This window comes from Aneurinibacillus sp. XH2, assembly GCF_001439585.2.
GTDB classification, from domain to species: domain Bacteria; phylum Bacillota; class Bacilli; order Aneurinibacillales; family Aneurinibacillaceae; genus Aneurinibacillus; species Aneurinibacillus thermoaerophilus.
The window spans coordinates 2645664-2658262 of the sequence record NZ_CP014140.1 but is presented as its reverse complement, the minus strand read 5'-3'; the positions used below and the strand labels follow the sequence as shown (position 1 = coordinate 2658262).

14 protein-coding genes are annotated in these 12599 nt (G+C 46.1%); 12 read left to right on the top strand and 2 right to left on the bottom strand.

What is annotated here, in order from left to right:
• The first annotated feature begins 116 nt into the window (after positions 1-116).
• From ACH33_RS13110 to lepB, 3 genes are all read left to right on the top strand, one after another.
• A complete protein-coding gene (locus tag ACH33_RS13110; protein ID WP_057899434.1) occupies positions 117-1001 on the top strand; it encodes a DUF1444 family protein in 885 nt (294 codons plus the stop codon).
• A gap of 225 nt (positions 1002-1226) precedes the next feature.
• Complete coding sequence (locus ACH33_RS13105) at positions 1227-2720, top strand: aldehyde dehydrogenase family protein (protein ID WP_057899433.1); 1494 nt, start codon at positions 1227-1229, stop codon at positions 2718-2720.
• Between the two features lie 381 nt (positions 2721-3101).
• Entirely contained in the window at positions 3102-3608 is a 507-nt protein-coding gene (lepB, locus tag ACH33_RS13100) for a signal peptidase I (protein ID WP_156424076.1), read from the top strand.
• Positions 3609-3697: 89 nt separating this feature from the next.
• On the opposite strand, the gene ACH33_RS13095 is transcribed toward lepB, so the two are convergent.
• Positions 3698-4147 (bottom strand): N-acetyltransferase, encoded by a 450-nt coding sequence (locus tag ACH33_RS13095; protein ID WP_057899431.1) that lies wholly within the window; start codon positions 4145-4147, stop codon positions 3698-3700.
• A gap of 234 nt (positions 4148-4381) precedes the next feature.
• Here ACH33_RS13095 and surE point away from each other — a divergent pair, with 234 nt between their 5' ends.
• From surE to ACH33_RS13070, 5 genes are all read left to right on the top strand, one after another.
• A complete protein-coding gene (gene surE, locus ACH33_RS13090) occupies positions 4382-5173 on the top strand; it encodes a 5'/3'-nucleotidase SurE (protein ID WP_057899430.1) in 792 nt (263 codons plus the stop codon).
• A gap of 14 nt (positions 5174-5187) precedes the next feature.
• Positions 5188-6270, top strand: a complete 1083-nt coding sequence (locus ACH33_RS13085; protein WP_057899429.1) for a hypothetical protein — start codon at positions 5188-5190, stop codon at positions 6268-6270.
• A 90-nt stretch (positions 6271-6360) separates the two neighbouring features.
• Complete coding sequence (locus tag ACH33_RS13080) at positions 6361-6780, top strand: MerR family transcriptional regulator (RefSeq protein WP_057899428.1); 420 nt, start codon at positions 6361-6363, stop codon at positions 6778-6780.
• A 24-nt stretch (positions 6781-6804) separates the two neighbouring features.
• Positions 6805-7512: a zinc metallopeptidase gene (locus ACH33_RS13075; protein WP_057899427.1), complete on the top strand. Its 708-nt coding sequence runs from the start codon at positions 6805-6807 to the stop codon at positions 7510-7512.
• Between the two features lie 148 nt (positions 7513-7660).
• The gene (locus ACH33_RS13070; protein WP_057899426.1) at positions 7661-9028 is read left to right on the top strand and encodes a hemolysin family protein; all 1368 of its coding nucleotides are present in this window, start codon (positions 7661-7663) and stop codon (positions 9026-9028) included.
• 36 nt (positions 9029-9064) lie between these two features.
• Here ACH33_RS13070 and ACH33_RS13065 read toward each other — a convergent pair whose 3' ends face one another.
• Positions 9065-9748: a MerR family transcriptional regulator gene (locus ACH33_RS13065; RefSeq protein WP_057899425.1), complete on the bottom strand. Its 684-nt coding sequence runs from the start codon at positions 9746-9748 to the stop codon at positions 9065-9067.
• A 197-nt stretch (positions 9749-9945) separates the two neighbouring features.
• Between ACH33_RS13065 and ACH33_RS13060 the strand changes: the two genes are divergently transcribed.
• From ACH33_RS13060 to ACH33_RS13045, 4 genes are all read left to right on the top strand, one after another.
• Positions 9946-10140 (top strand): cold-shock protein, encoded by a 195-nt coding sequence (locus ACH33_RS13060; RefSeq protein WP_322787644.1) that lies wholly within the window; start codon positions 9946-9948, stop codon positions 10138-10140.
• A 219-nt stretch (positions 10141-10359) separates the two neighbouring features.
• On the top strand, positions 10360-10740 hold the full coding sequence (locus ACH33_RS13055) for a rhodanese-like domain-containing protein (RefSeq protein WP_057899423.1): 381 nt from the start codon (positions 10360-10362) through the stop codon (positions 10738-10740).
• 93 nt (positions 10741-10833) lie between these two features.
• Positions 10834-11916, top strand: a complete 1083-nt coding sequence (steA, locus tag ACH33_RS13050) for a putative cytokinetic ring protein SteA (protein ID WP_335338942.1) — start codon at positions 10834-10836, stop codon at positions 11914-11916.
• Positions 11907-12599: a glycosyltransferase family 2 protein gene (locus tag ACH33_RS13045; RefSeq protein ID WP_236781886.1), complete on the top strand. Its 693-nt coding sequence runs from the start codon at positions 11907-11909 to the stop codon at positions 12597-12599. Before steA ends, ACH33_RS13045 begins: the two co-directional genes overlap by 10 nt.

Here is a 12599-nt window from a genome sequence, read left to right as displayed (position 1 = left end):
GGTGCATCTTTCACAGAAAGGCAACGTAAGAGCGGAAAGAAGAGGTGAATGTTTTATCTCGATTTTGGCGAATGAATAGCGACGGGGAAAATATAAAGTGTAAGGAAGAGATAAAGATGGAGGAAAACAGAAAGCTGGAACTAAAAAAAGAAGTGCATCAGCGAGTCGTCCGAAATTTAAGCCGCTCGCTTTCAGAAGAATGGCAAGTTATAGGTGATATAGAGCGGCTGGAGACTATAACGCTGCGCCACTCCGAAAAGCAGGGCGGTGAACTAGAAATTAGGCTCACCCCGCTATTTACGAAAGTGGAGCAGCATGAATCAGAAAAAGAACAATGGATTGAGGATTTTGTGGCTAAAGTGGTTGTAACGGCCAGCGAAGCCGTGAAGGAGCATGCGCTACACGGCAATGAGACGCGGATTTATCCGGTTATTCGCCATCCTTCTTTTGTGAAAGCGGAGAAAAATAAAGAGGTGGTATGGCGCGAACATACAGCTGAAACTGTGCTGTTGTATGCGCTCGATTTGGAAACGAGCTATTTTTTGATTACTCGGGATATGGTCGCGGAGGCGAAGATAACAAAAGATAGATTGCACGAATTAGCGCTCGCTAACCTTGCGCGGCTTGAAAGTACGCCGAAGCAGGATCGTATTGGTAATAATGTATTTTACTTTTTTACAGGTGAGGATAGTTACAGCGCTAGCCGTGTGCTAAATCCGGATTTGCTATCTTGGATGGAGCAGAAAGTAAAAGGGAAAATGGGTGTGGCGCTGCCGCATCAGGACGTCCTTATTATTGCGGATTTGGCCGACGCCAAGGGAGCGTATATACTGGCGCAGATAGCGGTCGATTTTTCCATGCGTGGGGATGTGCCGATTTCACCGATTCCGTTCATGTACGAGAATGGGGAATTGGAACCGTATATGGTCATGCGGCATCCGAAATCGCGCCATAAATATCCGAGCTTGGGCGGTAAGAGAAAACGGCCACCAGAGCGGTAAGAATCCAAGCTTTTTTATGATACAGGAAAGGATATGTTACTTTACAGTGATAAAGAAACATATCCTTTTTCTCTACGAGGAAACACTATTTGTTGAATTTTGTCGACAAAATAAATAGATAAAATATTCTGCTTTTTTTAAAAAAATATATTTATTTTGCTAACGTTTTCATATATAGTAGGAGGTGGAGTTACATTCCAAAAAAGTATAAGGAGGCATTTGTTCATGCAGTTAGCTTCCCCATCTTTACACCCGAATGTTGAAAAATTCCTCAAAGAGCCGAAAAAAATGCTTATTAATGGTCAATGGGTCGAATCGGCAAGCGGCAAAACATTCGAAACGGTCAATCCGGCAACAAAAGAAGTGCTATGCCAGGTGGCCGAGGGAGACGCTGAGGATATTAACAGAGCTGTTAAAGCGGCAAGAGAGGCTCTGAATGGCTCATGGAGCAAGATGACTCCGTCACAGCGGGGACAATTGTTGTATCGGCTGGCTGATTTGATTGAACAAAATGCGGAAGAATTAGCACAACTTGAAACGCTGGATAACGGAAAACCAATCCGCGAAACGCTGAACGCGGACGTACCGCTAACAGTTGACCATTTCCGCTATTATGCGGGGTGGGCAACCAAAATTTATGGACAGACGATTCCAGTATCCGTACCGAATTACTTTAACTATACAAAACGGGAGCCCGTAGGCGTAGTCGGGCAAATTATTCCATGGAACTTCCCGTTGCTGATGGCGGCATGGAAACTTGGAGCAGCGCTGGCCTGCGGTAATACAGTCGTACTGAAACCTGCAGAGCAGACGCCTTTGACCGCACTTCGTCTCGGGGAGTTGATTATGGAAGCTGGCTTCCCGGAAGGGGTCGTAAATATCGTGCCTGGCTTCGGCGAAACAGCAGGTCAGCCTCTGGTCGAACATCCTGATGTGGATAAGATCGCGTTCACCGGCTCAACAGAAGTAGGACGCCTGATTATGCAGAAAGCAGCGGGCACCCTGAAGAAAATTTCGCTTGAACTTGGCGGCAAGTCGCCGAACATTATTCTGCCGGACGCAGATATGTCGCGGGCGATTCCAGGTGCGCTAACAGGTATTTTCTTTAACCAAGGTCAGGTATGCTGTGCCGGTTCGCGTCTATTCGTTCACAAGAAAGTATACGATAACGTGTTAAGTGATATGGTATCGCATGCCCAGAAAATTAAAGTCGGCAATGGTTTATCCCCGGACACGGAGATGGGGCCGCTGGTGTCTGCTGAACAATTTAACCGTGTCATTGATTATATTGATATCGGACAGAGAGAAGGCGCACGCATGATAACTGCTGTGCGGGAAGAAGAAGCGTTGAAGCAGGGATATTTTGTGCAGCCGACCGTTTTCTCTGATGTGACGGACGATATGACAATTGCCCAGGAAGAAATCTTTGGTCCGGTATTGGCCGCGTTGCCGTTTGAAGACATAGATGATTTGGTTGAACGCGCGAATCGTACGATATATGGCCTTGCAGCGGGCGTATGGACACAGAATATTACCAACGCTCATAAACTGGCCGACAGAATCAAGGCAGGTACCATTTGGGTGAACTGCTACAATGTATTTGACGCCGCATCGCCGTTTGGCGGTTACAAGCAAAGTGGCATCGGACGTGAGATGGGAAGTTATGCGCTTGAACTTTACACCCAGGTCAAGAGCGTATGGGTCAACTTGCGTGGATAATATTTTAATGCAACTAAAACTCCTCGTAAAAATTACGGGGAGTTTTTCGTGTGTGCCCGGCATGAGTGTCATCTCTAGAGTTTAAGTCCCGAATGGCGAAGGTAGTAGTAGCCATTAGCTTATGGCAAGGGTGTCGACCGTGAGGTTAAATCTGAAGGAAGCCGGCGGCAACTCTTCGGCCTGAGGAACACGAATCTCATATGAGGCCAGCGTTCGTTGGATGAGCCTGCATGACAAGGTAAAGTTCGTATTGCTAAAGGCGAGCGAAGGTAAATGAGATAGCCGCAAAATAAGAAGCGATTCGACAACCTATTCCCCTGTACAGATGAAAGGAAAACAGAGAAAATAAAAGTAAAATTTTGTGCGGGGGGAAACGGGAAGGTGAAAAGGAACTTGGGAATCGTGCACTTTAGCAGGTACTTTTTGGTTCTTGCGATGTTGCTAGTGATGGTACGCATCTTCTTTTTCGCGCCATATGTAGTGGAAGGGGTCTCCATGTATCCGACTCTGGGAGACAATGAGCGTATCGTAGTTAATAAATGGATATATTATGTGCGAAACCCAAGATATGGCGATGTCATTGTTTTGCATGCGAATGATGAAGAAGATTATATTAAGCGCATTATCGGTGTCCCAGGCGATGAACTGGAATTAAAAAATGGTGTTTTGTACCGTAACGGCAAGATAGTGGATGAGCCGTACATTAACGAAGTTACGTTAGGGGAGTTTGACAAAATTAAAGTGCCGCCTAATTCGTACTTCGTGATGGGTGATAACCGGAACCGTAGTATGGATAGCAGAGAGATCGGTTTTATTTCTCGCAGCAAGGTGGTAGGAAAAGCGGAGTTTATTTTTTATCCGTTTCAAAACGTGAAATGGATAGAGTAGAAGAATGGTTTACACTGAAGTGTTTGTTAATGGTAAACACTGAAAAACTGGCGAAGCGTACCCGCCCGCGAGTTTTTCAGTGCTTTAATTTATGCTTTCGCGTATAGATGCTTCTTCATTTGTGTCCACTTCACTTTGAAAACCAATTTGCTTTTTGCTCCATATCCCATCATCCAAAACCCGTATGTTTCGTACATAAAGCTGGAAAAATGCATCTTTTGCCAGAATAGCAAATTTTCTGGTGCACTTTCAAGAATGATAACCCAGTGACGTTCTTTCGCATATTCTTTCATAATTCTAACCAGGTTAGCGCCGATATTTTTGCCGCGGTGTTTATGAGGAATGCGAATCATTCCGAGAAACATCGCTTCGTTTTTGTTATCAAAGAACAGATCAAGCATTATATTGTCAGCCGTCATGCCAGCATCCCGCATTTCCTCGTCAGTACGGTAGAGGTAGCGATATTCCCCTTTTTTTTCTGGATGATAGGGGATGCCGTGCGTTTCGAAAACACGTTGGAACTCCTCAAAAATATTCATGACTATTCCTTCCCATTTACGTTTTTGCTGATCCGAGTGTATTTTACATGATATTCCTACACCAATATACATGGATTTTATACGCATCGCACACGTTGTTTCTAAACAATTTGTGAAAAATGAAGATGCCCGGAGCAGTAAGGAGCTTTCTGGTTATTTTCTGCCTTTTCGTGATTTTTCCAGGTTGAAAGAGTAAAATGAATAAAAAAGAACATTTCATGTGGAGGATTCACAATGTATAAAATAGTAGTGACAAATGATGACGGGATTCATGCCCTTGGTATTCATAAATTGGTAAAGTCGCTGGAAGGACTTGCTGAAATTATCGTGGTGGCTCCTGATACAGAACGAAGCGCAGAAGGTCACCGTATTACTGTGCGGGAAGGATTGACCGTTAAACAGGTTGACTTCCATGGTATGAACGATGTTAAAGCATGGGCGGTAAATGGTACGCCGGCCGATTGCGTAAAAATGGCCCTTAATGTCATTTTAAAGGGACGTCCTGATCTGGTTATTTCTGGAATAAATGCTGGGGTTAATCTTGGAAAAGATATTTATTATTCCGGTACAGTAAGCGCAGCGCGTGAGGCGGTGATTTACGAAATTCCGGCGATCGCTGTTTCATATGATAACCATTTCCATAAAGATGATTTCGGAGAAGTGGAAAAACTTGTGCGTCCCGTTTGGGAAGAGATAAAAATTCATGACATCCCGGTCGATGTGCTGATCAATATGAACATTCCACATGTGAAAGCAGACGAATTGAAGGGTGTGGTTGTCACAGGACTTGACATTCACCACTATCGCGATCGCATTGATGAAAGGCCGGGTGCATTCGGTGTGCCGGAATACTGGCTGGATCGCGAATATAGTGAACTGAAGAAAATCAAAAACAATGATTACCATATGATCAAAAACAAATACATTACGATGACGCCAATTCATATCGATTCTACAGACTATAAATTTATAAAAAAAATGGAAAAGTGGAAAGTTATTAAGAAAAATTTGCTTGCGGAAGAATAGGGGAGGGCGCGGATGTGAGCGAAGCGTGGCAACGGTTAAAACCTGATATCCCTTTGCCGGAAGAACGGGTTTCGCCGGGGGAAGAAACGATGGGAGAGGTATTAAACCGCCTGGCGTTTCAGGATGTATACCATATGGTCGAAGAAGACGGAAAGCAATACTTTCCCCGATTGAATGCTAGGGGAGATGTAGAGATTGTGATTGTTTATGATGATATTGACGCGTTCGGCGAGCAAGCGGAGGCAAAGGTTTATCTGGATTTCACGCGTTATAAACAGAACTGGATCGCGGTGCTTTGGGTAGTGACTGACCCGGAAGAGCCACTCGGCTACCCGCTCCTGTTTGATGCGGTGGATGACACGATGCGGTATATGGCGGTTCGCTTTCTTGAACAGAACGCTGTTTGGGTTCATTACACAGCCCAGGCCGACTCCGGTCTTATTCACCTTTATTCAGAGGCGATTTCGTTTCCTGTGACCGAAAAGGAGAAAGCGACTACATTGTTGCTTGAAGCTTATCACTACGATCCAGGTGAAGAAGAGGATGAGGGGATGCCAGAGAAAACGGCACCAGGCCGAGAGCTTTCCTTTGAGAGACTTAGTGAAAAAGGTTTTTCGTTTTATTTTGATTATCGCTTAATGGAGAACCGTTTCGGGGAAGAGGGTGCACGGGAGCAAGCAATGGGGGCGATGTACCGGGCGCTTTGGATGATGCGGCGTCACCCGAACCCGCAGGCGCGCGAAGCTGAGATTTTGCTGTGGGTCGGTGAGAAAGTGGGAAAAAATAGAGCAGGAGAAGAAACCCGCCTGCTCGTCGTGACCATGACGCCGCAATTACTTGATGTATATCAGATCGTTAATCTGAGCGAACTGGAAGCAAACCCGTTAGCTACGATGCTAATGTCGCTTACAGAATATCAGAAATTGGAAGAGGAATACCCGCTTCAGCAGGGGTATATCCCGATTGCTGGATATGAAAACGGAACACTCTTGCATATCGAATGGGATGAGCGTTCGTTTAAACGGTTAGCTGATGCGTATGCAGGAGAATGGCCTGGTCATCAAACAAACCCTTATCAAACTATAGCGGACGCATAAAACTATCACGTTTTACTGTTTGGTTTGCAAAATATATGCTAAAATAAAAATAGAGCGGAAGGAAGTGAAACTAATGGGAAGTTCTATCGTATAGGAGAAGTAGCGGCACAAGCGCAGGTAAGCAAGCGCACGATCGATTATTACACGAATCTTGGACTTTTGAGTGCGGAGCGATCGGAAGCGAATTACCGCCTGTATCCTGAGGAGACGATCGATCGCCTGCGATTGATTGAGTGCTTAAAACGCCAGAAGCTAACGCTTGAAGAAATTAGGGAACGGATCGTTCAGTGGCAGGATGGCGAAATGACGAAAGATGTGGTAGATGTCGTACAAAGCGTGCAGGAAATCCAGGGCGAGATGCGAAACTTGGAACAACGCGTGCGGGAATTAACGCTACATCTTAGGACAATGGATGAGAGGCAGGCGCGTCTGGTCGCCAAACAACTCTCGCTACAGGGAAGTTCGCTTTTGCATACCCTTATGTTGCTTCTCGGCGACGCACCGTTTTAAGAAATCTTAAATCATACTGTTATAATGAATCAAGGAGGAGTTGCAACCGTGGTATTTACATGGATTACGCCGTTGATTTTGGCCGCTTTCGCGCTAACTATCTGGGCACAATTTAAAGTAAAAGGGAACTTCAATCAATTCGCCCAAGTAACGGCGCGGTCTGGGTTGAGCGGAGCGGAAGTGGCGCGCCGTATTCTGGATGATAATGGGTTGCATCATGTGCCGGTCGAACCAGTGCCTGGAACACTGACTGACCATTTTGACCCGATATCTAATGTGGTGCGTTTGTCAGAGCCGGTTTATTACGGAAATTCCATTGCATCCATTTCCGTTGCGGCGCACGAAGTTGGGCATGCGATTCAGCACAAGGAAGGATACAGTATGCTGGTATTGCGCCACCGCATGTTCCCGGTCGTGAATATTACCTCCGGAATTGCGCCGTTTTTGTTGCTTGCCGGGATTTTCTTTAAAATGACGAATCTTTTGCTTATTGGGATTATTTTCTTCGCTGCGGCAGTGGCCTTTCAGGTCGTAACGTTGCCGGTCGAATTTAATGCGAGTGCGCGCGCCAAGCGCCTGATGCTTGCTGAAGGGTTTGTTGCAGAGAGCGAAAAGCGTGGCGTCGATAAAGTGTTGGGCGCAGCCGCGCTGACGTATGTAGCTTCCACGCTGGTAGCCGTGCTGCAATTGCTCGAATACATTTGGATTTTTTCATCTAATGACAGAGACTAAGATGGACGGGCTGCGTGCGGTGCTCGCGGCCCGTTTATAAATTATCTATCATGTGGTATAAATAAACTATATGGGTAGATGTGCGTTTTTTGATTTTTTGAAGCGATAAGGAGGTGTATCTGTCATTCTTGCGAGTGACAGAGACTAGTTGAGTACTGATCCATTGTCTACCTTGCTTTACATTGCTGCCGTTTTCTTTTTGGTTTTTTTAAACGGTTTCTTTGTGGCAGCGGAGTTTGCACTTGTGAAGGTGCGAAGTACAAGAATTAGCCAGCTTATTATGGAAGGAAACAAGCGCGCCGGCTTGGCTAAAAAATTGATCGACAATCTGGATGCTTATCTTTCCGCGACCCAGCTTGGCATTACGCTCGCTTCACTCGGATTGGGATGGATCGGAGAACCCGCCATCGCCCAATTGCTCGGGCCGGTGATGCACGCGTTGCATGTGCCAGAACCGCTTGTTCATACGCTCTCTTTTGTGATTGCTTTTTCCATTATTACGTTTTTGCACATTGTCCTTGGAGAACTGGCGCCTAAATCCATGGCAATCCAAAAGTCGGAGTCGACGACACTATGGACAGCCGGGCCTTTGGTTTTATTTTATAAAGTTATGTACCCGTTTATTTGGGCTTTAAACAAAGCCGCATTTTTCTTCCTTAAATTCATAGGTATTCAGCCAACAACGGATCACGCTTCTGCGCATACGGAGGAAGAAATCCGAATTTTAATGCAACAAAGCCATAAGAGTGGTCTGATTGACCAGACCGAATTGACATTGGTAGACAATGTTTTTGAATTCGCGGAGCGCAATGCCCGGGAGATTATGATTCCACGTACGGATATGGTATGCGTGTTTCGGGACGATCCGTTTGAGAAAACATTAAAGACTGTCATGGAAGAAATGCATACGCGTTATCCGGTAGCGGCGGAAGATAAAGACAATATTATCGGGTTTGTCCATATTAAGGATATATATCGTCTTTACATGAGTGACAGGCAGAATGATTTGAGCACCATTATTCGTCCAGTGGAGCGCGTGCCTGAATCGATCCATATTAGCGATTTGCTGAAGCAGATGCAGCGCAACCGTTCGCAGATGGCGATCGTTATTGATGAGTACGGCGGAACAGCGGGGCTTGTGACCGTAGAAGATATTCTCGAAGAAATCGTAGGAGAAATTCAGGACGAGTTTGATGAGGAACGCCCGCATATCGAACAAAAAGGGGATACCTCCTATTCAGTTGACGGACGCTTATTAATTGAGGAAGTTAATGACCGCTTTGGTCTGGACATTGATTCGGATGACTATGATACCATCGGGGGCTGGGTGTTTTCCCAGGTGGAGTTTCCGCCACAAGTGGGGCAGACTGTATACGCTCACGGTTATGAGTTCAAAGTGACCGAGGTAGACCACCTGCGCATTGTCCGCCTATCGCTGCGTAGGCTAGAGAAAGACGAGAAAGAGGAGCTTGCGGGAGCGGCGGATGCAAAGGGTGAAAGAATGGTGTATGAGTAATAATAAGTAAAAGGCCGCGAGTCCGCGGCCTTTTACTTATGCTTTGGAAGGAATTTGGCTTTTGGCTTTCTTTTTGGAAGAGAAGCAGAAGAAATTCCAAGAGAAGCCTTTTTTCTTTTTGGTCTGCTGTTTTTGTACAGCACCGAGCATCTGGATTTCAAAGTTTATTTTGCGTATTTCAAGGCGGAGACTTTCCTGTTTTTTCTCCATTTCTTCCATTTTGCGTAGAATTTCTTTGTAATATTGTGTAAGCATCAAATCGGCCGGAGGGGTTTCTTCTTTCGGTTGGTAGGAAACGGATGCTTCGTATGCTTGCATAAATTCTTGCATGGTTTCCAATAGTTGTTGACTAAGATGGCGTTCCAGTTCATTCATCCGTTCAAACAGGCAACGTGTTGTATTGTCTTCAGGGGGACTCATTGGTTCGGTTTCTTCTTGGAATTTGTAGTTAATATCCAGGTTCTTTTTTTCGGGAAGAATTTTTTCCAGCAATAGCACTTCTTCTACTTCCTTTAGCGTTTGCACTCCAGAGTCTTTCACGCGCTTGATTTCAACAAGTAGATTAAATGCCTGCTCGCTTAAAAGAAAGTGTCCTTGGCTATTCTTTTGCAATACCATATATGAGCTGAATGTATCGATCCAGTTGCGGACAGTCCGAACGTTTACATCCAGTTTTTCCGCTACATCTTTTGACGCCATCCACATGCTATTGCTTTGCATTTTTTCCAACCTCCTCATTGGCTCGTGCTTTAAATTAAGAATACGGCATAAATAAAAAAGTTCCTACCCGCTCGACAAAGGTTATCAAAAGAAGTGTTCTTTCGCTTTTTTCGACATAAAAGCATAAAATGTACTAAGCGAGGGAAGCTATCTGTATACATTGAAGCTGAAAGGATGGATGGGGGAATATGGCTTTCATGCGAAGCAAACAGCAGATCGAGGAAATTCCATTGTACGAAATGAAGGTGTGGAGCTGTGATAATGATGAATGCAATGGTTGGATGCGGCAGGATTTTTCATTTTCCGAACAGCCGACCTGTCCTCTCTGTCAGTCGCGCATGACTCAGGAGACACGGATGTTGCCGGAGTTAGCTCACTATATTAATTCTTAGTAATATGTGACCCCTATAACGTCGAGTTACAGCGTGCTGGAAAAGAAATGCGGGAACACAGAACGAGAGTACGGATATGAAAAGCTAAGCGGATATTAGGGGGAAGGAAACCTTGTGAACGGATGGTACTCCGCATCACAAGGTTTTTTGTCGGTTGCAACAAAAAATAACCTGTAGTACGCTACCATTATAGGTATATTGAAATAAGGAGAGAGAGAAATGGATTGGCTACCTGTAGTACTGCTTGTACTTTTAGTTATCTTTATTATTATGCGTATGCTACCTCCGCGCGGTGTCAAAAGCGTCTCGGCCGATGAGTTGCAGGAAGTGCTTAAGCAACCAAAGGGCAAGCAGATCATCGACGTACGGGAACCGAACGAATACCGACGCGGCCATATTCAAGGCGCGCGTAACATTCCGCTTGGCCAGGTAAGATCCGCGGTCAGTGGTATTCCGAAGGACAAAGAGACGTATCTTATTTGCGAGAGCGGATTCCGTAGCGCGCAGGCAGCCCGCATTTTGAAAAAAGAAGGATTTAAAAATTTATACAACGTATCCGGCGGTATGAAACGCTGGAAGGGTAAAGTTGTAAGCAAATAACAGGAAAGAGAAGGAGGACGCCAGAGAGCGATTTTCCTTCTCTTTTTTTTGTATGGAACCTTTTCAACTCTTCCATACTAGAAAGTGAAGGAGATGATCGGTATTATGCTGTCGTACCTAAGAGGAAACAATCGCATAGTGAGAGGAAAGGTCAGATGCGGGCATGTGACGAAGCAGGTCGTGTCTGCACTTTGCCCTGGAGATATCGCCATCATTTCCCATACTAACATTGATGAATTAGCGGCCCGTGAACTGATTGAGCGCGGAGTGGGAGCGGTAGTGAACTGTGCTGTATCGTTTACCGGGGATTACGAAGCGCAGGGGGCGAGAGTATTGCTCGAACATTGCATTCCACTATACGATTGCCCGTCGCATCCTGACTTACTTACGCAATTGTCGAACGGTGAGAACGTTATTATTAACGGTCATTATTTGTTCCGCGAACGGGATCAATCGATGGTAACCCGTCTTGCTCCGGTTACGCCGGAACAATGGGAAGCTTTGCGTCACAACGCCGAAAAAAATATGCCTGAACAGCTTAAACGTTTTGTAGAGAATACGTTGCGCTATGCCGAGCAAGAAAAAAAACGCTTGTTTACTCCGCTTGTTTCGCTTCCCCTCCGTACGTCTATTGCTGGCCGGCCCGCACTTATTGTTTCGCGCGGCAAATATTATAAAGAAGATTTGCATGCGCTTAGCAATTATATTGTGGCACGTAGGCCGGCATTAATCGGTGTAGATGGCGGCGGGGACGCCTTACTTGAACAGGGGTGGTGTCCCGATATTATTATGGGCGATATGGACAGTGTAAGTGACAAGGCGCTGCGCGTGGCTCAGGATATTGTTGTTCATGGATATATGGATGGCAGTGCGCCGGGAGCGGAAAGAGTAAAACAACTTGGTCTTGCCTATCATGTGCTTCCAGCACCAGGCACGAGCGAGGATATGGCATTGTTGTACGCATATGACAACGGAGCTGATTTGCTGATCAGTGTGGGAGCACATTCGGCGATGGGAGATTTTTTAGAGAAAGGAAGGCAAGGGATGGCAAGCACATTGCTGGTACGCATGAAAGTGGGAGGACGGCTTGTCGATGCGAAAGGGTTACACCATTTATACCCGAAAAGCGGAAGGATGCGCCTGCCGCTTTTGCATTATTTAAAAACATGGGTGTAGGTGAAACGATGAAGCATGATACTTCGATAATTATACCGGCTTATAATGAGGCAGCCTGGATTAGAGAAACATTGCGCTCGCTTCGGGCCCATCCGTTGCTTCGCGAATGCCAGTTAATTGTGGTGGATGATGGAAGTACGGACGATACCGCTTTGCTGGCCGCCAGCTGGGCGGATCGTGTGGTGAGACTGCTTCAAAATGAAGGAAAAGGCAGTGCGCTTCGGCGTGGAATAGAAGTGGCGGAAGGCCAGCATTTTTTATTTGTGGATGCCGATCTTGGAAGTACGGCCCGGGAAATGATCCGATTGTTGGAGTTTTTGCAAAGCGAGAAGGTCGATATGGTGATCGCTTCCCCTTTGCACATTTTAAAAGGGGGATTCGGCTGGACAAAGCGTATGGCACGGCGGAAAATTTACCGGCTGACCGGCGCGCGGATCGAAGCGCCTTTGTCCGGCCAGCGGGCGCTGACACGCCGCGCGGTTGACGCGGTACGCAACTGGAATTGCGGGTTTGGCATCGAAGCGGTGATGACGCTCGATATTCTTAAAGCAGGTCTTCTTGTCTGCGAATTGCCGCTTTCATTTCGGCATCGGGAATATGGCCGCACGCTTGCTGGCTTTTGGCACCGTGGTCGGCAATACGCAGCCATTCAAAAAGCGATGACGGCCCGGGAGGTACGCTAA

Bases quoted from the DNA above. Each gene is read 5' to 3' on its own strand.
- ACH33_RS13075 (WP_057899427.1), top strand. From the start codon at position 6,805: ATGAATCAAGGAGGAGTTGCAACCGTGGTATTTACATGGATTACGCCG.
- ACH33_RS13095 (WP_057899431.1), bottom strand. From the start codon at position 4,147: ATGAATATTTTTGAGGAGTTCCAACGTGTTTTCGAAACGCACGGCATC.
- ACH33_RS13110 (WP_057899434.1), top strand. From the start codon at position 117: ATGGAGGAAAACAGAAAGCTGGAACTAAAAAAAGAAGTGCATCAGCGA.
- steA (WP_335338942.1), top strand. From the start codon at position 10,834: ATGATCGGTATTATGCTGTCGTACCTAAGAGGAAACAATCGCATAGTG.
- ACH33_RS13065 (WP_057899425.1), bottom strand. From the start codon at position 9,748: ATGCAAAGCAATAGCATGTGGATGGCGTCAAAAGATGTAGCGGAAAAA.
- ACH33_RS13045 (WP_236781886.1), top strand. From the start codon at position 11,907: ATGGGTGTAGGTGAAACGATGAAGCATGATACTTCGATAATTATACCG.
- ACH33_RS13105 (WP_057899433.1), top strand. From the start codon at position 1,227: ATGCAGTTAGCTTCCCCATCTTTACACCCGAATGTTGAAAAATTCCTC.
- ACH33_RS13055 (WP_057899423.1), top strand. From the start codon at position 10,360: ATGGATTGGCTACCTGTAGTACTGCTTGTACTTTTAGTTATCTTTATT.
- ACH33_RS13060 (WP_322787644.1), top strand. From the start codon at position 9,946: ATGCGAAGCAAACAGCAGATCGAGGAAATTCCATTGTACGAAATGAAG.
- surE (WP_057899430.1), top strand. From the start codon at position 4,382: ATGTATAAAATAGTAGTGACAAATGATGACGGGATTCATGCCCTTGGT.